This is a genomic window from Cytophagales bacterium, from assembly GCA_033344775.1.
In the GTDB taxonomy this organism is placed as follows: Bacteria; Bacteroidota; Bacteroidia; order Cytophagales; family Cyclobacteriaceae; genus JAWPMT01.
The window spans coordinates 384,029-410,262 of the sequence record JAWPMT010000005.1 but is presented as its reverse complement, the minus strand read 5'-3'; the positions used below and the strand labels follow the sequence as shown (position 1 = coordinate 410,262).

At 41.2% G+C, this 26,234-nt stretch carries 8 protein-coding genes; all 8 read left to right on the top strand.

The window, feature by feature from the left end:
* The first annotated feature begins 20 nt into the window (after positions 1–20).
* The 8 genes from R8G66_19530 to R8G66_19495 all read left to right on the top strand — a co-directional run bounded on the left by R8G66_19530 (position 21) and on the right by R8G66_19495 (position 26,233).
* Positions 21–1,484, top strand: coding sequence for a serine hydrolase domain-containing protein (locus R8G66_19530; protein ID MDW3194579.1), 1,464 nt, complete (start codon positions 21–23; stop codon positions 1,482–1,484).
* Between the two features lie 206 nt (positions 1,485–1,690).
* Entirely contained in the window at positions 1,691–3,484 is a 1,794-nt protein-coding gene (locus tag R8G66_19525; protein ID MDW3194578.1) for a non-ribosomal peptide synthetase, read from the top strand.
* A 146-nt stretch (positions 3,485–3,630) separates the two neighbouring features.
* The gene (locus tag R8G66_19520) at positions 3,631–4,734 is read left to right on the top strand and encodes a 3-dehydroquinate synthase II (GenBank protein MDW3194577.1); all 1,104 of its coding nucleotides are present in this window, start codon (positions 3,631–3,633) and stop codon (positions 4,732–4,734) included.
* A 39-nt stretch (positions 4,735–4,773) separates the two neighbouring features.
* Complete coding sequence (locus tag R8G66_19515; protein ID MDW3194576.1) at positions 4,774–5,580, top strand: 2-amino-3,7-dideoxy-D-threo-hept-6-ulosonate synthase; 807 nt, start codon at positions 4,774–4,776, stop codon at positions 5,578–5,580.
* A gap of 325 nt (positions 5,581–5,905) precedes the next feature.
* Positions 5,906–6,667 (top strand): methyltransferase domain-containing protein, encoded by a 762-nt coding sequence (locus R8G66_19510; GenBank protein ID MDW3194575.1) that lies wholly within the window; start codon positions 5,906–5,908, stop codon positions 6,665–6,667.
* A gap of 59 nt (positions 6,668–6,726) precedes the next feature.
* Positions 6,727–19,410, top strand: a complete 12,684-nt coding sequence (locus R8G66_19505) for an amino acid adenylation domain-containing protein (GenBank protein ID MDW3194574.1) — start codon at positions 6,727–6,729, stop codon at positions 19,408–19,410.
* Positions 19,407–22,751: an amino acid adenylation domain-containing protein gene (locus R8G66_19500; GenBank protein MDW3194573.1), complete on the top strand. Its 3,345-nt coding sequence runs from the start codon at positions 19,407–19,409 to the stop codon at positions 22,749–22,751. The genes R8G66_19505 and R8G66_19500 overlap by 4 nt, the downstream gene beginning before the upstream one ends.
* A gap of 149 nt (positions 22,752–22,900) precedes the next feature.
* A complete protein-coding gene (locus R8G66_19495) occupies positions 22,901–26,233 on the top strand; it encodes an amino acid adenylation domain-containing protein (GenBank protein ID MDW3194572.1) in 3,333 nt (1,110 codons plus the stop codon).
* The last annotated feature ends 1 nt before the right edge of the window (position 26,234 follow it).

Here is a 26,234-nt window from a genome sequence, read left to right as displayed (position 1 = left end):
ATCACGCCAAACGATTCTTTTTGGTATTGTGGCTTCTGCTGACTTTGTCACCTTTTGTTGCTCTACCGCAAAACCCTTCTACCGATAGCTCTACACAGAAAAGGCTCCGGTCCGGAGATTTGGACGAACAGATCAATCAAATGATGGATGATGTTGGGGTACCGGGCATGTCGCTGGCGATCATTGAAAACAATCAGGTAGTATTTGCTAAAGGATATGGTAATAGAAAAGGAAATAAAAAAGTAAATAAAAGAACCATGTTTAATGGTGGTTCTCTTTCAAAAAGCTATCTGGTATTTGTTACCCATCAATTGGCAGATGAAGGCAAACTGGATTTGGACCGACCAATGTACGAGTATTTGCCTAATGATCGCCTGAACCATGATGAGCGCTATAAACTGATCACTCCTAGAATGGTTATGAGTCACTCTTCTGGGTTAGAGAACTGGGCTAAAAGTTACTACCATCGAGATACGCTGGATATACTAAGTGATCCTGGCAAAGAATATATCTACTCAGGAGAGGGGTATAACTATCTGGCTTCTGTGATTAAGAAGATATTGGGACAGTCCTATGAGGAGTATATTACCGAAAGAGTAGTAAAGACACTTAAGTTAAAAACGACACGATTAAAATTTAAAAATATCTATCAAAAGTTCAGCCTGCGCCACCCTACGCCTATCTATAAAATTTCAACTAAGAATCACACTTTTGGGCATTCGGTATTGGGTCAGGAACGGGAGGTCTACTTTAATACCTATACCAACCCGGCAGCTGGAAATCATTTTTCTGCCGAGGATTATGCTAAACTGATCATAGCAACATTTGATGGTAAAAGGCTTTCTGAAAAGCAACTTATGAATATTTTGGAACCTGAAATCTGGGTTCGGAATTCCGTTTACTATGGACCGGGTTTTGAAGTTGCCATTCACAATGGAGACACGTTGGTGGCCCACGGTGGAGATGACCAGGGGCATAAAAACTACTTCTTCTATTCTGTCAAAAAGAAAAGAGGATTTGTCTTTCTCACAAACAGTGATCGCGGACTGTTGATGACCTCCAGGCTCAATGAACTGACCATCGGGATGGACCTGACCCCATTTCTTAAGTCATTCTACTTTTCTGGGCAATACCCCAGCGCTACAACCCGCTTGCTAAAGGCCTATGATAACAGCGATGCTGAAACCATGTTTCAGCAGCTTCAGGAGTTGAGCGAGGAAGGAAAGGCGGACATCAATACCCTAAATACTTTGGCGTTTTTACTTGGAGGAAGAAATAAAGAGGTCACAAAATCCATCGTGGAGATGGCCATTGAATTATATCCTGAGTCCTCAACCGCATACGCACTCAATGGCCGACTACACATGAGGAATAAAAATTACGGCCTGGCTTATGAAAACCTGTCCAAAGCGAAAGAATTGAATTTTGCGATCTGGCGAATAAAAGAAGATCTCGAAAAATGCGAGAACACGCTGAATAATTAAGAGCGAAGAAGCATAAAAATAAACCTGACTTTATTCATCTCTGGATTTGGAGTAATCCAACATCACATAAGGGAAACCTATCATAAATCGATAAAAAGACATTCACTAAACGGACTTTTATCTAGGAGGCTATCAGAGAAACCTACAGGATAGATTAATTCATTTTTTGAATTCAAGTAATTGAGAGCAGTTAAAATTAGTATAGCATGAAAACCCATGACATTGTAGAACGATTTGAATCAGCTGTTGAGAAATACCCGGATAATATAGCGATTCATACCAAGGACAATAATTTGTCTTATGAGCAATTGAATAAAAAAGTAAATCAAGTTGCTTATAACATTAGGGAGTCCACCGCCAATAAGTGCCGTAACGTTACACTATTATTAGATCATGACGAGGAGGTAATTATTGCACTCCTGGGTGTGCTAAAAGCTGGAAAAACGTATGTGCCAATCGATCCATTCATCCCACTCGAGAGAGCCAAAAAAATCTTAAATGATTCGGAGACAGATGTGTTGATAACCAACAATAATCAAATGTCTTTTGCTTATAAATTGTTGAGTTCTTCCAAGAAAAACATCACCCTAATCAACATCTCCGGGCTTGAGAACAAATATGAGACAAATCCCGAGTTGAAAATTGATAAAACTCAAAGTGCCTATGTTCTTTATACCTCAGGCTCTACGGGAGAACCCAAGGGCGTGGCACAATCCCATCAATGCGTGGTTCATTTTATCTCCGGTTATATTGAGGAACTAGATATCAAGGATTTTGACAATATTTTATTAACCACCCCCTACAGTCATACAGTTTCTGTAATCGATATTTTTAGCGCCCTATTCAGTGGAGCTTCACTGTCCATCATTGATGTAAAGAAGGATCGGGATGCTTCAGTCTTCCTGCCATTAGTGAATAAGCTGGGAGTAACCATCATTCACACGGTTCCTACACTTTACCGGTACATGATTAAGTCTGCGGAGGATAAATCACAATTGAAAAATGTGAGATTGGTCGTACTGGGTGGGGAAGAAGTTCTTCAAAATGACGTAGACCTGTATAAAGAAAATTTTCCTGACAAATGCCTGTTTGTTAATTTATACGGATCTTCGGAAGTCATATTGGCCACCATGTATGTCATTGATAAAAACTATTCTAACGAAAGGAAAGTGATACCTGTTGGCTTTCCGTTCGGTTCTATTAAGGCAAGCCTTTTAGACGAGAATAAAAACCAGGTACACGTTCACGGAGTTGGAGAAATTCATTTTAGCAGTAAATTCTTAGACCCTCAGTACTATAAAGACAAGGGGATGACCGAGGCGATGTTTTTAGACATTGGGGAGGAAGAAAAGCTTGTAAGAATGGGTGATTTGGGAAAGCTGCTCCCTGACCTGAGCATTCAGCTGATGGGTAGAAAAGATAGTCAGGTGAAGATCAACGGTAACCGAGTAAACCTGAATGAAATTGAATCTTGTCTAAATACGGACGAGAGTATTGAACAGAGTGTTTTGGTGCCTGTCAAGAATGACAATAGCGAAATCTCTCTGGTAGCTTTTATCACGGCTTTTGAGGATAAGCCTGATCTTGAAAAGATTAAAAACAGCTTGAGAGAAAAGCTTCCCGAATATATGATCCCTTCTTTTTTTGTGAAGGTGGAGAAATTTCCAATCACTGCCAGTGGCAAAATAGACCGCAACAGCCTGCCAAGAATCAGTTATAAAGACTTGGTTAACAGCAGGAAAAAAGTGGAAAGTGTTGAAAAGAGCGATTTACAGAAAAGAATATTAGTCATATGGCAGAAAGTCTTTGAGAAGGAAGATATAACTGTACACGATAACTTTTTTCAACTGGGAGGCAACTCATTGATGGCAACAGAAATTGTCAATGAAATCCATTCTTCATTTAATATGGAAGTCGAATTAAGTACTGTATTTGATTATCAATCAGTTTTTGAAATGGCCATGTTTCTGGAAAATGCGAAATCGGAACAAGTTGCATAACTGTTAATTTTTATCATACCAACATAATTCCTAATCAGAAAAAATCGAAAGTTCATTTTGATCTGTAGGTCTTCCTATGTGCGGATTTTTTCAAAAAAGACGCGAGACAAAAGAATCTTCGAGAAAAATTAAACTATTAAAATAGAATGAAGTCAGAAAAGAAAATAGTCTGGATAGACTGTAGAGACATTAGCAAGAATAAAGACAAAGTAGCTCTGGTAAATAACCTGAGTTTTGAAAACATATTGGTTAGCGCAAAAGATTTAAGCAAACGGAGCCTTCCAAAGAAGAGCAATTTAATAGTAGAAGTTTTTAGCCAGGAAGATCTTGATAAAGTACCGAATGAAGCAGTGGTGCTCTCTGAGGATAAAGGTTTATTGAAGAACGCTGCCACCAGAGGTAATAAAACAGCTTTCGCTACTACCATAGTTGATCAAAAGACAATGGACGAAGCGTGGCAGGAAGGGTTAAACTACAATTATTTGGTGATTGAGCTTCTGGCTGAAACCAATATTCCACTTGAACTTTTGATTGCCAAATTACAGCCCACGGATACGGTTCTGATTAAGAAAGTAGACAAAGCCATAGATGCCGAAATTGCTTATGGTGTTATGGAGTCGGGCAGTGATGGTGTATTGTTTTCGAATAATGGCTTTAATGAATTGAAAGCACTGGATAAGCTTCTTCAAAAGGATGATACCTACAAAATGAAGCTTGTTAAGGCAAAAGTTACTGACGTTGAGCATGCCGGAATGGGATACAGGGCATGCATAGATACCACCAACCTTTTTCAAAAAGATGAAGGCATGATCATTGGGTCGACTTCAGACGGAGGCTTATGTGTTAGCTCCGAAACGCATTACCTGCCTTATATGGATTTACGCCCGTTCAGAGTAAACGCCGGAGCCGTCCATTCTTATGTTTGGTGTCCTGACGATAATACATCATATATAACTGAACTTAAAGGTGGAGCAAAAGTAACTTGTGTAGATGTAAAGGGGAATGCCCGTGATGTGACCGTAGGCAGAGTTAAAACGGAGTTGAGACCACTGCTGAAAATTGAAGTGGAAGCAGAAGGGAAAAAAATCAACGCTTTTGTACAAGATGATTGGCATATAAGAATTTTCGGAGGAAACGGAGAGCCGAGAAATGCTTCTACCGTAGCAGTAGGTGAAGAACTGCTGGCGTATGTATGCGAACCCGGGAGACACGTGGGAATCAAAATTGATGAGCATATCACTGAAGAGTAGTAGTGATATTAATTTCTTTAAAAAAATCAATCCAGAGATATGAATGGTAAAGAGATAAGACTTGCGAGAATACTTCCTTTCCCGAATAGGAGAGGATGCATTGTTCCTATAGATCACGGGGCCACATATGGCCCCATCGCCGGACTAGAAAATTGTTATGACGCAATTGCAGAAATCAAAAAAGGAGGAGCCAGTGCTATCGTATTGCATAAAGGTAACTTGTCGAAAGTTGGACAATTTTCAGGTTTGTCTGATGCCAATTACATCATGCATATTTCTGCTTCAACTTCTTTAGGACAATATCAATCTGAAAAGGTCCTGGTTGGAACAGTTGAAGAGGCGATTAAGCTCGGTGCAGTTGGCGTTTCAATACATGTCAATTTAGGTGTCGACGCTGAGCCTGGCATGTTGAGAGATTTCGGGATCGTTTCAGAAAAATGCAACGATTGGGGCATGCCCTTATTAGCAATGATGTATACGGAACCGTCTGATCATCCTGTCGAAGACACAGCTCATGCAGCTCGCCTGGCCCAGGAAATTGGAGCGGATATTGTAAAAGTGAACTATCCGGGTAGTGCAGAGGGAATGAGGCAAATTAACGAGAGTGTGAACATACCCGTTTTGATCGCCGGGGGAACACGAATTACCGAATTGAATGAATTTCTCCACATCGTTGATGAATCTTTGTACGGTGGTTCGTCGGGGGTATCTATTGGACGAAACATATTTCAACATGAACAGACTAAACTTGTGGTGGAGGTAATTTGTAAACTTCTGGAAAATAAATGGCATGTCAATGAATGTGTCAATTATGTAAATCAAAATATTTATCAATTGCTTGGTTAGGGGAGGTGTGGCCACTCACTTCAAGTGTCTTGAAACAGTAATAATGAAGGCTTTAAGTGGGTTGCTGGAAGCCTGAAAGCTTGACTTTGATGTCACTCATCTGTACCCAAAAAATCTTTCCATAAATATTTAGCATGTGCCAGTGATAAACACTTTATCAAAGCAACCTACACTTTGATATTGATTCCTCTGGCGCAGAGCCTTCGATAGGATAGCTGTAATTTTTGTTGGCTTAATGTGCTGCGCTTTTTTAGTCAGAGCGTAGCATGAAAGGCTATTCTATTTATTTCTTCTTCACAACAGTTAGGACTTTTTTCCTTTGAAAATGAATAATCAGATTACTAGAGATCAGTTTAATAAACAAGCTGAGAGATATGCCAATTGGTCTATGGTGACCAGTGATCAGAAGCTAAAAACCTATTTTAACTATTGTAAAATTAAGCCCCATGATACTTTATTGGATGTCGCGTGCGGTCCCGGAGACTTTGCGATCTACAGCGCTACGATGATCGCGCAATCTGCTGGCGTAGACATTTCTGATAATGAAATTGAAATTGGCAGATCGATAAGTGAGAAGATGGGGCTTAAAAATGTCTCATTTGACCGTGCAGATGTAGAAAATTTACCCCATGCTGATCACTCCTTCTCAGTAGTAACCTGTAGGTATGCCTTCCATCATTTTATAAACGCCGAAGTAGTATTTAAGGAGATGATCCGATGTTGTCAACCTCAGGGAAAAATAGGTATCGTTGATATCACCTCTTACGAGGATCCTGAAGTGAATCAATTCTTCGAAAGATTTGATAAACTGGTTGACGTAAGTCATAATAAAACGCGTGACAAGCATTTTTTTAATCAACTGTTCATCGATCATAAGGTGCAAAAAACAAATGAAATAATGATGAACGTAGACCTAAATGTACAAGAGTACATTGATCATGCTGTTCAAAGCGAAGAAAATAAACTTGAAATACAGGACTTGTTGAGTGCCGGTTTAAAGAACGAGAAACTTAAAAATTTCCTATTCATGAAGCAGGGTGAATTACACTACAGAAGGCATGTTTATCTAACCCGTGGAACAAGATAACAAGCAAACGCTAATTCAGACTTTCTTCAGCAACAATTGACTAATCGAACCTGTGAAAAATGAGTAATCTCTCGACGATAAAAAAATCGGAAAAAAAAGAATATTACAGACTGTCGCCAGCTCAAAAAAGACTGTATGTAATTCAACAACTAAATCCTGATAGTGTTGCCTATAATTTGACCAAAATCATACCAGATTATTCCGGTGACTTAACAAAAGTTGAAGACACGCTCAATGAATTTGTTCAACAACATGAAATTTTTCGCACTGCTTTCAAAAACATCAATGGAAATCCGGTACAAGTTGTTCAGGACAAGGGTGAAATAAGAGTTGGTCATTTACAAGCTGAAGATTTGACACTGGAAGAGGCTCCTTCCGTTTTAATGAAACCATTTCGGCTAGACGAGTTTCCATTAATCCGTCTAACTCATGTAACACGAGGTAAGCAGCAATCTCCATTTCTATTCATAGAATTTCATCATATCATTTTTGATGCAGTTTCTACCTCTTTATTTAATAAAGCTTTTAGTACGGTTTCCGCAGGAGGGAAATGGCCCTTGCCAACATTGCAATACAGAGATTACTCAGAGTGGTATTTCCAATCACGGAAAATTGAGAAAATAAAGAAGCAAGAAAATTTTTGGCAAAACAAATTTTTGACACCCGCGGAACCGCTGGCATTACCCATATCTTTTCCACGGCCTCAGATCAAAAGCGACAAAGGAAAAGCTTGTCGCTTTAAGATTGATGAAAATACGACTTTGGCCATAAGATCATTAGCACAGGCTTATGAGACCACTATGTCTACTGTTTTGTTGTGTGTTTTTAAAACGTTTTTAAAAACCATAAGCGGCCAGAGTGATATTGTAGTAGGTGTTCCCGTAACAGGAAGGAATCGTAAAGAATTAACCACCATGTTTGGCACATTTATTAATGCCATTCCTATCCGTTCCTATCCGGCTGACCACTTAACATTTGTCGATTACTTAAATGACTTGAAAGAGAATGTCAAAGAGTGCTTCAATAATCAGGATTTTCAATTTGATGAACTAGTAGAAAGCCTAAATCTACAGCGAGACAATTCCAGGTCGCCGCTTTTTGACGTGACATTTGATGTGCTAAATCATAAGAAGTACAAACATGTTTCGTCGGAAGTTTTGAGTATCGACGAAATAGATGAAGCTACTTTAGAATCATGTAAATCCATACCTTCAAATTATGATGTCGTATTCAAAGTGCTGGAATATGATACGAAAATTGATTTCATTTTTGAATACTGTACCGAACTATTTTCCAGCACACAGGCAGTTCGCTTTATCAGATATTTTAATAGGATTCTAATATCCATTCTTAAAAACCCAGTATTAAAAATATCGGAAATTGAACTTCTTGATAAGGTAGAGAAACAAAAACTCCTTTATCAATTTAATGATTCTGCTGTAGAAATTCCTCAGGAAAAAACTGTTCTGTCATTGTTTAAAGAGCAGGTGATACAACATCCGGACAGATCGGCATTGGTATTTGAAGGGACAACACTTACCTATCAGGAACTCGATCAGAAAAGTAATGGCCTGGCTTCTTATTTGATAGATAGGGGCATTGGTCCGGGAAGTATCGTCGGGCTAATGACGCAGAAGTCGCCCAAGTTGGTCATAGGTATTTTAGGCATTCTAAAAGCCGGAGGTGCCTACCTGCCCATTGACACGGATCTTCCTGATGGACGAAAAGAATACCTGCTTAAGGATAGCGGGGCAAATGCCTTGTTGGTCACAAAAGAATTGGAGGGTAAAGTTGAATACACGATTCCAACGTTTTTCGTAGAAGATGCTGAAAACCTTACTGAGGTAAAAGAAGTAGAAAATAGGAGTAAGGCTTCAGACCTATGCTATGTGATCTACACGTCAGGCTCCACCGGTAAACCCAAAGGTGTAATGATAGAACACGGGGCTTTGATCAATTATATTGGCTGGGCTTCTGAATACTATCTCGATGGGGAAGACGCGACTTTTGGATTGTATACATCAATTTCTTTTGATCTGACCGTCACATCGATTTTCACCCCCTTGATTTCCGGCAATAAAATCATTATCTCTCAAGAGCAGCAAGGTGGCCTGGTGGTAGAAAAAATGCTCAGAGAAGGTGAAGTAAATGTCTTGAAACTCACCCCCTCACATCTAAAAATCCTAAATGACAGTGACCTTGTACCAGCCTCCAATAAAACAATAAAGCTGATCGTAGGAGGTGAGGAGTTGGAGACCTCTCTGGCACAGGCTATTCATAGCAAGTTTGAGGGCCAGGTTGAAATATATAATGAATACGGCCCTACTGAAGCCACAGTAGGTTGTATGATCTATCGCTTTGTTCCTGATGAGCAATTACAGTCGGTTCCTATAGGACACCCAATAAATAATACACAGATATATATTCTGGACAGTTATTTGAAACCGATTCCAGTCGGCATCCAGGGAGAACTGTATGTCTCAGGATTGGGAGTTGCCAGAGGTTACATCAATAATGAAGCGTTGACCGACCAACGCTTTTTGGCCAACCCGTTTGTGGAGGGCACCAAGATGTACAGAACCGGTGATTTGGTGCAAATGCTTGATGATGGTACAGTCCTATACAAGGGACGAATAGATGATCAGGTAAAAATCCGAGGTTACAGGATAGAATTGGGAGAAATTGAGCACCAATTGTCAACCTATGATCTGGTAAAAGAAGCCGTAGCGGTTGTGAGAGACGTTGACGATGAAGAAGAGAAATACCTGGTTGGCTATTATTTATCTGATGAGAAATTGGATGAGTCAGTATTGAAGGAATACCTGTCAGAAAGGCTACCGGAATATATGTTGCCGTCATTCTATGTTCATATGGAAGAATGGCCTTTGACTAGCAATGGTAAACTGGATAAGAAAGCCTTGCCGGATCCTGAGATCGTAGCAGGTGACGATTATGAAGCACCTTCCAATGAAACAGAGGAAAAACTTGTTGAAATATGGTCTGAAATATTAAAAGTAAGCCATGAGAAAATAAGCGTAAGTAGCAACTTTTTCACCATTGGGGGAGATTCGATAAAAGCGATCAGACTGGTAGTTGCTATTAATAAAGGGTTATCTGTAAAAATAAGCCTTAAGAATTTGTTTGACCATTCCTCCATAGCTGCATTGTCGGACTACATCAGTGAAAGCGGGGTTGACAATGGTAAAGCGAAACCCACTGCTCTTGCTTCTTATTCTGAAATCGAACAGCTAAAAGAAAGGGTATTGGCGCAAATGCAAGATACAGCGCATGTGTCCGATATTTTTCCGATGAGCGACATTGAAAAAGGCATGGTCTACCATTCCCTTTCGAACATCGAAGAAGCTGTTTATCATGATCAAAACGTATACAACGTCAAGTACAAGCAATTTGATATAGCCATATTTGAAAAGGCGTTGACCTTGATGGTGGCCAAACATACCAACCTGAGAAAGAGCTTCAACCTTGATGATTACGAAACCCAGGTAAGTATAGTCCACAAAGAAGTACCCGTCATTGTATCCTTTGCTGACATTTCGTCAAAAGAAAAAGAAGAGCAGGAAAACATCGTGGGTGCCTTTATGAAATCTGATAGAGAAAACCCTTTCAAATTTGATCGCGCTCCTCTATGGAGGGCCAAGGTTTTTCAAACTACTCCAGGTGATGTGCTTTTTCTATGGACTTTTCATCATTCTATATTGGATGGGTGGAGTTCAGCCTCACTGATGACAGAGCTGAATAATACCTATTTAGCATTACTATCAGATAAATCCTTCCAGCCAAAGCCATTAAAAGCTGATTACAAGGATTTTGTGGCAGAACAAATGACAATCAAAAACAATGATGAGACGAATAATTACTGGAAGGCGGAATTAGATGACGTCTCTGGGATGGAATTTAAAGATCTCGATGCTACAGATAAGGAAAGTCGGGAGTTAGGAAGAGTTCAAAAAAGATTCCCAAAAGAGATCTACAAACTACTAGAAGAGCGATCAAAAAAATACAATACCGGGATCAAGGAGATATGCTTTGCAGCATATCTATATGCCTCAAAGATGATGACCTACCACAATGAAGTAATGGTAGGCCTTGTGACCAATAACCGTCCTGTTAAAGAAGGTGGTGATCAAATTCTGGGATGTTTTCTAAATACCATTCCATTCAAGATTAGCATATCAGAACCGATGGTTTTCGGTGATCTGGTCCGACATGTTGATCGTAAAATGTCTGATATAAGAGCGCATCAGCAACTGTCCCTATTTGAAATATTAAATCAGAAAAGTGATTCAGGCCCTACCAGCAAGCCATTATTCAATTCAATCTTTAATCACAATGATTTTCATATTTATAAGGAATTGAAATCTGAAGACGTTTCAGACGGCCAGGAAAAGACCTCTCATAAATTAGATATTGCGCTTTACGAAAAGACCAACTACGATTTGGATTTTATGATGAGCACGATGAATGATTCACTTTACGTGGAGATCTCATATGCTAAGTCTGAATTTCGTGAGGAGTATGTACAAAAATTCTTATACCATTTTGAGCAGGTACTGGAATTAGAATTCAGGACTCCTGACAAAGTATTAAACACAGGCGACCTTTTAAATGGTGAAGAAAAGCATCAATTATTAAGTGAGCTTAATACGCAAACTACCGATTACTCGAAAGATGATACGATCGTTAAATGGTTTGAGGATCAGGTAGATCAAACGCCTGAAGATACGGCTATCATGCTTGATGAGCGTGCAATAACCTACCGTGAATTAAACCTCAAAGCCAATCAATTAGCCAATAATTTAAGAAACGAAGGAGTTGAAAAGTCAAGTGTAATTGGTTTGATGGTTGACAGGTCCATGGAAATGTTCATAGGGATCCTAGGGATACTGAAAGCTGGTTGCACCTATTTGCCTTTGAGTAAATCTCAGCCATTGCCGCGCACGAAGTATATGCTTGAAAAGAGTGATGCTGAACTTCTACTGACAACAGAAGATAAACGGAAGGAGTGGGATCCATTCATTAAAACCATCAATGTTGACGATCCAGGCTTATACGCCCCAAATGGTGATGGAAATCCGGACATTCCCGTATCATCAGAAGATGTTGCCTACATCATATTTACTTCGGGCTCAACAGGTATGCCAAAGGGTGTAATGACTCGACATTATTCTGTAATCAATCTCATACGTTCACAACAGCAATTGTTCCAGATCAATAAAGATGAAAAGATCCTTCAGTTTTCATCTTTTACCTTCGATGCTTCGGTGGAGCAAATGTGGTTATCATTATTGCAAGGTGCTACTTTGGTCCTAATCACTGAGGATATCATCATCGATACTGCTAAATTTAATCAATACCTGTCACGGCATGCGATTACCCACCTTCATGCCACTCCGTCATTTTTGGAAAACATTTCATTGGATCATCATCCGAGCCTTAAGCGGGTGGTTGCTGGTGGAGAAGAATGCTCCGTATCGCTGGCAAATAAGTTTAGCGAGAAGTATCAATTCTTTAATGAATATGGCCCTACGGAAACAACGGTTACATCAATCATTAGAGAAGTTTCCAAATCCGGAGTAAAAGGTCATCGGGTACCAGTGGGTAAACCAATTGATAATACCGGAATCTACGTTCTAGACGAGCAGAGACAATTATTGCCTAAAGGAATAACGGGAGAATTGTATATAAGTGGTCACGGACTTGGAAAAGGTTACGTCAATGATGATGCCTTGACCCGGCAGAAGTTTATCGAGAATCCTTATGGTCCAGGAGAGCGTATGTACGCTACAGGTGACCTGGCAAGATGGCTGCCCAATGGAGAGCTAGAGTTTTTGGGCCGAATAGATGATCAGGTAAAGATCAGAGGCTTTAGGATCGAGTTGGGAGAAATAGAACATCATCTTACCAAACATGAGCAAATAAAAGAATCGGTAGTATTGGCCAAAGGAAAAGATTCAGAGAAATACCTTGTGGCCTACTACACTTCAGAAGGAATCCAGGAATCAGCGACGTTAATCAAATACCTGTCTGAGAAATTACCCGACTACATGGTGCCGGATAATTATATTCATTTGGACAAGCTGCCATTAAATGCCAATGGCAAACTGGATAAAAAAGCTTTGCCCGATCCGGATATTGAAATCGATGACAATTATGTGGCACCATCCAGTGAAGTAGAAGAGCTGCTGGTGAAAATATGGAGCGAAGTATTAAAACTAGATAAAGAAGCCATCAGTGTAACCAGGAGTTTCTTTGAACTGGGAGGCCATTCTCTTAGGGCAACTGTCCTGATCAATAAGATCTTAAAGGTGCTGGCCGTAGAAGTGCCTTTAAAAGCAGTATTTCAGTACAGGGACATCCAAAGCTTGGGGCAATTCATAAGCGGTTTGGAAAAAACGGCTTACCAGGTGATAGAACCAGCCGATAAAAAAGCTTATTATACGTTATCATCCGCCCAGCGTCGTTTATATTTTCTTTACCAGTTTGATAAGACCTCCTTGGCCTATAACATGCCCCAGGTCGTCAGACTTCAGGGAAACCTCGATAGGAAGCAACTGGAAAAAGCCCTTCAGCAATTAGTAGCACATCATGAAAGTCTACGTACTTATTTTGAAGTCGTCGACGAGGAACCGGTGCAGAAAATATTAGAGCAGGTAGCTTTTCAATTAGAATACTTTGAATCGACTGACGAGCAGGTACCTGCCGTCATTAAATCATTTATCAGACCTTTTGATTTGAGCCACGGTCCCCTCATCAGGGCTGGTCTGATCACAACGCACGCAACCGAAGAAAGCGCCGCATCACCAGAACATATACTAATGGTAGATATCCACCACATCGTTGCTGATGGGGTATCCCAGGGTATACTGGTGAAAGACTTCATGAACTTATATCATGATGAGTCATTGCCGGATGCATCGTTACATTACAAGGATTACGCCGAATGGCAGAGGGGAGAATCACAACAAACGACGTTAGCAAAACAAAAAGCTTTTTGGCTGAATGAATTTGCTGAAGAAGCACCTCTGCTTGAATTACCTGTAGATTTCACCAGGCCATCAGTCAAGAGCTATGAGGGTGATTCACTGAGCTTTGAACTGACTGTTGAAGAAACCGCCCGGTTAAAAACAGTTGCGGATAGGGAAGGAGCCACTCTGTTCATGGTGATCTTATCGGTTTATAATGTCTTATTAGGCAAATTAAGTAACCAGGAAGACATAGTGATCGGCACTCCACTGGCCGGTCGCCAGCATGAAGATCTGAAAAGTATGATCGGCATGTTTGTCAACACACTTCCATTGCGCAATTATCCGAAAGGAGAGTTGACCTTCAGGGAATTCTTAGCAGAAGTAAAATCCAGAACGCTGGCCTGTTTTGACAACCAAAATTATCAATATGATGAACTAATAGATGAGTTGCAAATGGATCGCAATATCAGTCGCAATCCACTATTTGATGTCATGTTCTCCTATCAAAACCTTGAGGACTCGGAGTTGAAAATGCGTGGGCTGACACTAAAACCCTACTCAGATAAAAAAACGACTTCAAAATTTGATCTGCTACTATCATCTACGGAACACAATGATCGGTTGTACTTCGGTATAGAATATTACTCCGCTATTTTTTCTCTGGAGTCAATTCAAAAGATCATTTACTACTTCAAATACCTTACTTCTCAAATTACTAGTGATCCCGATCAAAAAATATCAGCCCTTAGCCTCCTTGACGAGCCCGAGCGCAACAAAATATTATACGGGTTTAACGACACATCGAAGTACTATGAAGAAGAGCCTAAGACCCTGCATGAGATCTTCGAAGAGCAGGTGAATAAAGCACCTGACGCAGTAGCCTTGACCTTCAAGGGAAAATCACTTACCTATCGTGAACTCAATAACAGGTCCAATCAACTGGCCACTACGCTAAGAGCAAAGGGAATAACCAGAAACAAAGTGGTGGGGGTCATGCAGGAGCGATCCTTTGAGATGATCATATCCGTTCTGGCAATTTTAAAAGCAGGAGGAGCATACCTCCCCATCGATCCTGAGTTTCCGGCAGAACGAATAAAATACATATTCTTCAATAGCCAGTTAACCGTACTGCTAACAGACAATGTGTCTATGCCGGCAGAGGAGACCACTGAAGGGCTAGCTCGTATTAATGTTCAGGAAATAAACTTCGAGAGTAGCGAAACCAAAAACATAAAAAATGTCAATGTAAGCACAGACCTCTCTTATGTGATCTACACCTCCGGTTCCACAGGTAAGCCTAAGGGCGCGATGCTCAACCATATCAACATGACAAACTTGCTGGATCACCAATACAGTGAAGAAAAGGTTGATTACGGCTCAGTTCTGCAGTTTACCACTTTAAGTTTTGATGCTTCTGCGATGGAGATATTTTCTGCGCTCCTCAAAGGCGGAAAATTGCACCTTATCGGCAAGGAAACCGTTCAGGATTTTTCGAAATTATTGCACCATGTCCGTGAAAATGAGGTAGAAGCCATCTATATGCCATCCTCTGTATTAAATCAAATCTTTAATACAAAAGAATACATGCATCTGGTGCCATCCACGATCAAGCATATTGTCACCACCGGAGAGCAATTAATCATAGGAGACTTATTCAAACAGTATTTACAAAAGAATCAAACATACATTCATAATCATTATGGCCCTGCAGAAACGCAGGTAGTTACGGCATACACGGTCTCACCTACCGAAGTAATACCTACGATGCCACCCATAGGCCGACCGATTCAAAATACGTTTATCTATATATTGGATAAATACATGCAACCTCAACCTGTTCATGTGACAGGAGAACTATACATAGGAGGGAAACAGGTCGGTGAAGGCTACATTCATAATGAAACGCTTACAGCGAAAAAATTCATTGACAATCCGTTTGTTCCCGGTGACCGGTTGTATAAGACCGGTGATCTGGCCAGATGGTTACCAGATGGAAATATTGAGTTTTTAGGGAGAGTAGATCAGCAGGTAAAAATCCGGGGTATACGAATAGAGCCGGGTGAAATTGAGAGCCAGTTAAATGCTCATGATCAAATCACAGAATCAGCAGTAATAACCAAGGGAAAAGGTGGAGATAAGTATTTGGTGGCATATTATGTATCGAAAGAAGAAATCTCCCCATCGGAACTAAGAAGCTACTTATCAAAAAAGCTCCCGGCCTACATGATGCCTGGTCATTTTGTTCACATGGCGGAAATGCCATTTACTCCTTCCGGGAAACTGTACAGAAAAGCCTTGCCAGATCCGGAATTCCAGATAGGTGACGATTATGATGCCCCTTCCAATGAGGTGGAAGAACACCTGGTGGAAATATGGAGCGAGGTATTAAAACTCGATAAGGAAGTGATCAGTGTAACCCGGAGTTTCTTTGAGTTGGGAGGACATTCCCTACGGGCTACCGTATTGGTCAATAAGATTTTTAGGGTTTTATCCATAGAGGTGCCCCTAAAAACCATCTTTCAGCACCAGGATATCCGAAGTTTGAGCCAGTATATCCGTGAGGCAGATAAGACTAGCTATCAATCCATAGAGCCTGCAGCAAAACAGGAATACTATCCCTTATCTTCAGCGCAGCGTCGCATGTACTTCCTCTACCAGTTTGAGCCGAATGCTCTGACCTACAACATGCCTCAGATTGTGCGGCTGGAAGGGGTATTGGCTAAAAACAGTCTGGAGCTGGCTTTTAACGAACTAGTAGCCCGTCACGAGAGCTTGAGGACCTCTTTTGCCTTACAGGGCGACGAACCTGTACAGTGCATAACCGACTGGGTTGATCTCCATCTCGAACACTACCGGTCAGACGAAGCGGGAGTTCAGGAGGTAATCACCAGCTTCATTCGTCCCTTCGACTTGTCTGAGGCACCCTTGATAAGGGTAGGATTGATTTCAGTAGCGGAAGATTCCACTAGAGAGGCCGAGGAGCATATTTTAATGGTAGATCTTCACCATATTATTACCGATGGGGTTTCCCAGGGCCTTTTGATCAGGGATTTTATGTCCCTGTACGAAGGGGAGGACTTATCTCCTGTGCATTTGCACTACAAAGATTATGCGGTATGGCAACAGGCCGAAGCGCAACAATCCGCATTGTCACAACAAAAAGCATTCTGGCTGCAAGAATACTCCGACCTGCCACCAGTCCTGGAGTTACCTTATGACCATAAAAGACCCCTGGTGAAGAAATATCAGGGCGGCAATCTGGGTTTTGCCTTAGCAGCAGAGCAAACCGCTCAATTGAAATCGATAGCCGAATCAGAAGGAGCTACCCTTTTTATGCTGATGCTTTCGATGTACAACATTCTTTTGAGTAAGCTGAGTAATCAGGAAGACATTGTGATTGGAACCCCTACGGCCGGTCGTCAGCATGCCGATGTTGATGATATGATCGGGATGTTTGTTAATACGATGGCCCTGCGTAACTATCCCAAAGGAAAGATGAGTTTCAGGGAGTTTCTGTCGGCAGTCCAATCAGGGACGTTGACTTTTTTTGATCACCAGGGCTATCAATACGAGGAGTTGGTTGATGAACTGAAAATAGAACGCGATACCAGTCGTAACCCGCTGTTTGACGTCATGTTTGCCTATCAAAACTTCGAAGAGTCTACTCTTCAGATGCCTGGGTTGAAATTAGCCGCTCAGAACAGCGGTCATACAGTGTCCAAGTTTGATCTGACGTTGACAGTATCAGAAAATATTGAACAGCTTCATTTAAATTTCGAGTATTCCACTGAATTATTCGAAAAACACACCATTGAACGGTTCAACACCTACTTTGTAAAGATTGTCGAACAAGTCATCTCAAACCCGGAAATAACATTGTCCGACATAGTGATTATCAGTGAGGAGGAAAGACTTCAGATATTGGAAACATTTAATGACACTAAAGCTGATTTTCCGACGGACAAAACAGTCATTGACTTGTTTGAATCCCAGGCAGCGCGTACTCCTGATAAGACGGCTTTAATATTTAAGAACGAAGAACTGAGTTACAAATCTTTTCATGGGAAAGTGGATCAGGTGACTGATGTTCTCTTAAATAGAGGTGTCAAACAAGGGGACATTGTCGGTCTTATGAGTGATCGTTCTTTTGATTTGATGGCCGGGATATTTGGTATTATGAAAGCTGGGGCGACTTATTTGCCAATTAGTCCGGACTATCCGACAGAAAGGATCAACTTTCTCATAGAAGATAGTGGTATGCAGTTGATGCTGACTGGTTCTTCTGTGAGCAAGAAAGACTTATCTCCAATAGCATTAATATCCCTCGATTCGCTTGAGGACAAGCCATTTGGTGCTGTATTAGAGAGCAGAGCCCAGCCTGAAGATCTTGCTTACATTATTTACACATCCGGAAGCACGGGGAATCCTAAAGGTGTAGAAATCACTCATAGATCTCTTCACAATTTGATTAACTGGATGGATAACCAGTATCCATTGGCTGAAGACGATCGCTACCTGTTCAAAACGAGCCACATGTTCGATGTTTCGATGACTGAAATATTTGGCTGGTTACTCAGTGGTGGATCTATGGTCATTTTACCACAAGGCGATGAGGCAAATGTTGACAACCTGCTGCATGTCATTGATGACAAGCATGTAACCCATATCAACTTTGTTCCTTCCATGTTTGCTGTTTTTGTAGGTGAACTGACAAGCAAGAGCTATGATAGGATTAGTGGTCTAAAACACATATTCCTGGCTGGAGAAGCTTTAACTATTTCCCTCGTAAATGCATTTAATGCTTTAGGTGCTGGTATAACACTTGATAATATATATGGACCTACAGAAGGCACTGTTTATTGTTGCAGCTATTCGACAACATCATTAGGAGATCAAAAATCCGTTCCGATAGGCAAACCTCTAATTAATACTAACCTACTGGTTCTGGATCAGTATATGGGACTTCAGCCAGTAGGAGTGCCTGGGGAACTATGTATTTCAGGGGAAGGCGTAGCAAGAGGTTATGCAAATAATGAGAAATTAACCAAAGCCAAATTCATAGAAAACCCGTTTAGTCCTGGTGATAGGATGTACCGAACTGGCGACCTTGCCAGGTGGCTGCCAGACGGTAACATAGAATATATAGGCAGAATAGATGATCAGGTGAAGATTCGGGGCTTTAGGATAGAACCGGGCGAGATCGCATACCATCTGGTCAGTCATAACGAGATAAAGGAGACGGTAGTGGTAGTCAAAAAGAAAGAAGGAGAGAACTACCTGGTGGCTTATTATGTATCGGAAGAAGCTCAGGAACCATCGGCCTTAAGGAATTACCTGTCGGAGAGATTACCGGAATACATGGTTCCTGGTTATTATGTGCATTTGTATGAGCTTCCTTTGAATGCGAATGGAAAAACAGACAAAAAAGCATTACCCGATCCGGAGGTCGAGGTTGGTGAAGACTTTATAGCACCTTCAAATGCCACGGAAGAGCAACTGGTAGAGCTGTGGAGTCAGGTATTAAAGATTGATAAGGAAGTGATCAGTGTGACCAGGAGCTTCTTTGAGCTGGGAGGTCATTCTCTGCGAGCCACTATACTGATGAATAAGATATTCAAGATGATGGAGGTTGAAGTTCCCTTGAGAGAAATCTTTCGGAAACAAACTATACGAGATTTGTCTGGTTACATCATTACCATTAAACAACTGAGAAAGGTCGAGGTAAGTAAAGGTGAAAAGTCTACTATATTAATATGAGTATCGACGAATATATTACTCATCTGAGGAGTAAGAACATCATTGTTTCGGTAAAGGAGAACCAGCTTGAAGTTGAAGCTTCTGAGGGAGACCTAACTGAGTCAATAATCGACGAACTTAAAGCTAAAAAGCCTTCTATTATACAATTCTTCAACTCGCTGGGAGCTGTCTATCAACCCATAAAACCTGTTGCAAAGCGGGAATACTATCCCTTATCTTCAGCGCAGCGTCGCATGTACTTCCTCTACCAGTTTGAACCGCACGCCCTGACCTATAATATGCCTCAAATAGTGAGGCTGGATGGAGAACTGGATAAAGACCGATTGGAATACGCCTTCAGGAAACTGGTTGATCGACATGAGAGCCTGAGAACCAGTTTTAAATTAATTGACGAAGAACCGGTACAGCAGATAACAGAGCAGGTTGATTTCCAGATGGAATATTACCAGTCAAATGAAGAGGAAGTTCAGCAGGTGATCAATAAGTTTATTCGTCCTTTTGACCTGGCTAAAGCTCCTTTGATCAGAGTGGGATTAATTACGGAAATTAAGTCATCTGAACAGGGGTCCACGGCACACATCCTGATGGTTGACATGAATCACATTGTTATTGATGGCGTTTCTCAGGGCATCCTGATCAACGATTTCATGTCGCTATACTACAACGAAGAGCTACCACCTCGGCAATTACAATATAAGGACTATGCGGTATGGCAGCAAGGAGCCGAACAGCAAGCCGCTTTGTTCCAACAAAAAGCGTACTGGCTGGAAGAATATGCTGACTTGCCTCCTGTCCTGGAGCTACCTTATGATCATAAAAGGCCAATGGTGAAAAACAACCAGGGCAGTAATTTGAGTTTTTCGATACCAGTAGAGCAAACCGCTCAATTAAAATCGATAGCCGAATCAGAAGGAGCCACCCTGTTTATGATAATGCTATCAGTCTATAGCATCTTGTTGAGCAAACTGAGTAACCGGGAAGACATTGTGATCGGAACCCCAACCGCTGGCCGGCAGCATGCTGATGTGGAAAATATGATCGGGATGTTCGTCAATACGTTGGCCATGCGCAGTTATCCTAAAGGAACGCTGAGTTTCCGGGAGTTTTTATCTGCAGTACAATCCATGACGTTGGCCAGCTTTGATCATCAGGGCTATCAATACGAAGAGTTGATTGATGCGTTGAAAATAGAGCGCGATACCAGTCGTAACCCTTTGTTCGATGTGATGTTTGCCTATCAGAACTTTGAGGAATCCTCACTTCAGATGCCGGGATTGAAGTTGTCCTCCTTGAACAACGGGCAATCGGTTTCTAAGTTTGATCTAACGCTGACTGTATCGGAAAGCGTTGAACAACTCTTTTTGGAATTCGAATACGCGACCGAATTATTTGAAAAGAGTACCGTAGAAAGATTTGCCCAATATTTTACCAGGATAGTTGGTCAAGTTGTTTCAGATCCGCTTTTGAAACTTTCAGATATCGAGATTCTATCGCAGGCAGAACGGAACAAAATGCTCTATGAGTTTAACTCCAGCTCAGTGAATTATCAGGTAGGCGAAGCTACTGTCATTTCTTTGTTTGAAAAACAAGTAGAAAAAGATCCTAAAGGGATAGCTATCAGTTTTAAAGAGGAGAAATACACTTATGAAGAAGTAAATGAACGGGTAAATAAACTTGCCAATTACCTGTTGAATGTGAAGAAAATTCAGGCCGAAGATGTAATCGGCATCTATGTAGACAGGTCTGCTTCCATGATTTTTACTTTACTGGCAATAATAAAATCAGGATCAGCCTACATTTCCATCGATCCCGAATACGCCGATGAAAGAAATAACAAAATTATTGACGATTCCGATCTGAGGTTTATTGTAACCGACAAGTGCAGTAAGTTGAGAAGCTTTAATGCTAAGGTTCCGGTAGTAGACCTGGTGATGGATTCGGATCGTATAAACAAGATGAGTGGATCGAATCCAGAAGTTTTGATACAACCAGGCCATTCAGCTTATATTATCTATACTTCCGGAAGTTCAGGAATTCCCAAAGGGATATTAATCGAACATTCGTCTCTTTTGGACTACAGTCTGACTTTTAGGGAACATTTTTCTTTAACTAAGGAAGACAAGGTAATACAACAAGCATCACTGTCCTTTGATACAGCCATTGAAGAGATTTTCCCTACACTGATATCAGGAGCATCACTACTAATCATGCCCGATATGGGACGTGACATCAATTATCTGGTAGGAGCTATCAAAGACCAGGGAGCAACTATTTTGAGTACAACACCATTAGTGTTGAATGAGCTTAATCACTATTCAGAAGAGATTAAAAATCTTAGAGTTGTGATCAGTGGTGGTGATCTGTTGCTTCCCTCATATATTGATCAATTAATTGAATACTATCCAGTCTATAATACATATGGCCCTACTGAATCAACAGTATGTATTACATACAACAAAATAGATAGTTTAGATCAAACTCCGTATCTCGGTAAACCAATTCCAAACAGGAGGGTCGTCATTATTGATCAAAATCAAGGCTTATGTCCCATTTCTGTTCCAGGAGAATTGTGCGTTTCAGGAGCTGGATTGGCTCGGGGTTATATTAAAAACAGTTCATTAACGCAGAAGAATTTTGTGGAGAACCCTCATCTGTCAGGTGAGCGGATGTACAAGACTGGCGACCTGGCCCGTTGGTTACCGGATGGGAATATCGAATTCCTGGGACGGATTGACAACCAGGTAAAGATCAGGGGTTTCAGGATAGAATTGGGAGAAATAGAATACCACCTTTCGGACCATGAACAGGTGAGAGAATCAGCGGTGGTATCGAGCGGAATAGGAGCAGAGAACTACCTGGTGGCCTATTATGTGTCGGAAGAAGTGTTAGGAACGACGGAATTAAGAAAATATTTATCAGGGAAGCTGCCGGACTATATGGTTCCAGGTCATTATGTGCATCTGGATAAGTTGCCTTTGAATTCCAATGGTAAAATAGATAAAAAAGCTTTGCCTGATGCGGAGATCGGCGCCGGAGACAATTATGTAGCTCCCTCGAATGCCACAGAAGAACAATTAGTGGGAATTTGGAGTGAAGTATTGAAACTCGATAAAGAGGTGATCAGTATCACCAGAAGCTTTTTTGAACTGGGAGGGCATTCCCTGAAAGCTACTTTGCTAGTGAATAAAATATTTAAAGAAATGAATGTGGAAGTTCCATTGAGAGAAGTATTTAAAGAAAATACTGTCCTTAAAATGGCCGAGTACATAGAAAATGAGATCTGGATTAGGAAAAATGACAGACAATACTCATCTGAAGGGGAGGAGTTTATTCTAGATTAAATGTGAAATTTTTGAGATAATGGAGGTTGAAGTTCCCTTGAGAGAAATCTTTCGGAAACATACAACACGAGATTTATCTGGTTCCATCATTACCATTAAACAACTAAGAAGCTCGAAGTAAGTAAAGGTGAAAAGTCTACAACATTAATATGAGTATCGACGAATATATTACTCATTTGAGGAGTAACAATATCATTGTTTCGGTAAAGGAGAACCAGCTTGAAGTTGAAGCTTCTGAGGGAGACCTAACTGAGTCAATAATCGACGAACTTAAAGCTAAAAAGCCCTCAATTATACAATTCTTCAACTCGCTGGGAGCTGTCTATCAACCCATAAAACCTGTTGTAAAGCGGGAATACTATCCCTTATCTTCAGCGCAGCACCGCATGTACTTCCTCTACCAGTTTGAACCGCACGCCCTGACCTATAATATGCCTCAAATAGTGAGGTTGGATGGAGAACTGGATAAAGATCGATTGGAATACGCCTTCAGGAAGCTGGTTGATCGACATGAGAGTCTGAGAACCAGTTTTAAATTAATTGATGATGAACCGGTACAGGAGATAAAAGAGCAGGTTGATTTCCAGCTGGAATATTACCAGTCAAATGAAGAGGAAGTTCAGCAGGTGATCAATAAGTTTATTCGTCCTTTTGACCTGGCTAAAGCTCCTTTGATCAGAGTGGGATTAATTACGGAAATTAAGTCATCTGAACAGGGGTCCACGGCACACATCCTGATGGTTGACATGAATCACATTGTCATTGATGGCGTTTCTCAGGGCATCCTGATCAACGATTTCATGTCGCTTTACTACAACGAAGAGCTACCACCTCTGCATTTACAATATAAGGACTATGCGGTATGGCAGCAAAGAGCCGAACAGCAAGCCGCATTGTCCCAACAAAAAGCGTACTGGCTGGAAGAATATGCTGACTTGCCTCCCGTCCTGGAGCTACCTTATGATCATAAAAGGCCGATGGTGAAAAACAGCCAGGGTAGTAATTTGAGTTTTTCGGTACCAGTAGAGCAAACCGCTCAATTAAAATCGATAGCCGAATCAGAAGGAGCCACCCTGTTTATGGTAATGCTATCGGTCTATAGCATTTTGTTGAGCAAACTGAGTAACCGGGAAGACCTTGTGATCGGAACCCCAACCGCTGGCCGGCAGCATGCTGATGTGGAAAATATGATCGGGATGTTCGTCAATACGTTGGCCATGCGCAGTTATCCCAAAGGAACGCTGAGTTTCCGGGAGTTTTTATCGGCAATACAATCCATGACGTTGGCCAGCTTTGATCATCAGGGTTATCAATACGAAGAGTTGATTGATGCGTTGAAAATAGAGCGCGATACCAGTCGTAACCCTTTGTTCGATGTGATGTTTGCCTATCAAAACTTTGAGGAATCCTCTCTTCAGATGCCGGGATTGAAGTTATCCTCCTTGAACAACGGGCAATCGGTTTCTAAGTTTGATCTAACGCTGACTGTATCGGAAAGCGTTGAACAACTCTTTTTGGAGTTCGAGTATTCTAACGAATTATTTGAAAGGGAAACCATAGAAAGATTCGTCACTTACTTTAATAACGTAGTGACCACTATCATTTCCAACCCAGAGATCAGACTGTCGCACATTGAAGTGATCTCAGCATCAGAAAAGTATCAGTTGCTGCACAAATTCAACGACACAAAGGCTGATTATCCTCGGGAAGAAACGCTGGCATCCCTGTTTGACCGTCAGGTTAGAGCCACACCGGATAATCTGGCGTTAATTCATAACCAGATCGAAATTAGCTACCGGGAATTAGATGAAAAATCTAACCGACTAGCTTATTTACTGAAAAGTAAGGGAGTAGGCGAAGGTAGTGTTATAGGGCTGATGCTGGACAGGTCAGTAGGGATGATCATTGGCCTGTTGGGTATACTAAAAGCTGGCGGTACTTATTTACCACTGGATACATCACAACCGGAAAAACGAAACACGGATATCTTGCAGCAAAGCGATGCGACGCTATTGTTGACAAGTACGCATGACAGGTTCGCATATGAAAGCTATATCGATGTTGTCACCCTGGATGAACCCAATATCTACCCGGGAGATGAGAGAGATTTGAAAATTTCATCCTTTTCGTCATCAGGCATTGCTTATATAATCTATACTTCTGGCTCTACTGGAAAACCGAAAGGAGTAATGGTCAGTCATCGGTCGGTAATCAACCTGGTTCATTCTCAAAAGGAGACCTTTGGCATAAGTGATGATGAAAGGATTCTTCAATTTTCAAATATTGTTTTTGATGCCTCCATGGAGCAGATATGGTTAGCCTTGTTAAGCGGGTCAACACTAGTGCTGGCGAGCAGGGAAGTCATACTTAATCACGAGAATTTCAATGATTACATCTCCGATTTTAATATTACACATCTTGATGTAACGCCATCATTTCTGGAGAACCTGGATTCGGATTTTCACCCAACTCTTCGACGGATAGTCATAGGTGGAGAGCGTTGCAAAGTTCAGATAGCCGACGAGCTATGGAAGAAGTACAAAGTTTATAACGCATATGGGCCTTCGGAAGCCACAGTCACCTCTATTGAGTATTTGATTGACAGGCCATTGAATGAACGCATTCCCATAGGTAGGCCCATAAACAATACAGTAGTGTACGTGCTAGATGTGCATCAGCAATTATTGCCGAAAGGAGTTGGGGGTGAATTGTACATTGGAGGAGACTGCCTTGCAGCCGGATATTTGAACGACAAAGAATTAACTCGCGAAAAGTTCGTTGCGAATCCATTTAGGCCTGGAGAGCGGATGTACCGCACGGGCGACCTGGCTCGCTGGCTACCAGATGGGAACATTGAGTTTTTGGGTAGAATAGACGATCAGGTAAAGATCAGAGGTTTCAGGATCGAATTAGGGGAAACAGAACATCATCTCACCAGTCATGATCAAGTAAACAAAGCAATAGTATTAGCCAAGGAGAAAGATGGTGAGAACTTCCTGGTGGCCTACTATGTGGCAGAAGAAGCCTTAGAAACGATGGGGCTAAGAGATTACTTATCAGGGAATTTGCCTGATTACATGGTTCCCGCTTATTATGTCCATCTGGACAAGGTTCCTTTAAATGCCAATGGTAAGGTAGATAAAAAAGCTTTGCCCGACGCTGAGATCGGATCCACTTACAGTTATGTAGCTCCCTCGAATGCTACAGAAGAACAGTTAGTTGGAATATGGGGTGAAGTATTAAAACTCGATAAAGAAGTGATTGGTGTCACCAGAAGCTTTTTTGAACTGGGTGGGCATTCCCTGAAAGCTACCTTGCTGGTGAACAAAATCTTTAAAGAAATGAATGTGGAAGTTCCATTGAGAGAAGTATTTAGAGAAAGCACCGTCCATAAAATGGCCGAGTATATAGAAAATGAGATGTGGATTAGGAAAAATGACAAACAAAACTCACCTAAGGGAGAGGAATTTGTTATCGACTAAA

What these genes read in the sequence shown, in the direction of transcription:
- R8G66_19525 (MDW3194578.1), top strand. Translation starts at nt 1,691, where the DNA reads ATGAAAACCCATGACATTGTAGAACGATTTGAATCAGCTGTTGAGAAA.
- R8G66_19520 (MDW3194577.1), top strand. Translation starts at nt 3,631, where the DNA reads ATGAAGTCAGAAAAGAAAATAGTCTGGATAGACTGTAGAGACATTAGC.
- R8G66_19515 (MDW3194576.1), top strand. Translation starts at nt 4,774, where the DNA reads ATGAATGGTAAAGAGATAAGACTTGCGAGAATACTTCCTTTCCCGAAT.
- R8G66_19510 (MDW3194575.1), top strand. Translation starts at nt 5,906, where the DNA reads ATGAATAATCAGATTACTAGAGATCAGTTTAATAAACAAGCTGAGAGA.
- R8G66_19505 (MDW3194574.1), top strand. Translation starts at nt 6,727, where the DNA reads ATGAGTAATCTCTCGACGATAAAAAAATCGGAAAAAAAAGAATATTAC.
- R8G66_19500 (MDW3194573.1), top strand. Translation starts at nt 19,407, where the DNA reads ATGAGTATCGACGAATATATTACTCATCTGAGGAGTAAGAACATCATT.
- R8G66_19495 (MDW3194572.1), top strand. Translation starts at nt 22,901, where the DNA reads ATGAGTATCGACGAATATATTACTCATTTGAGGAGTAACAATATCATT.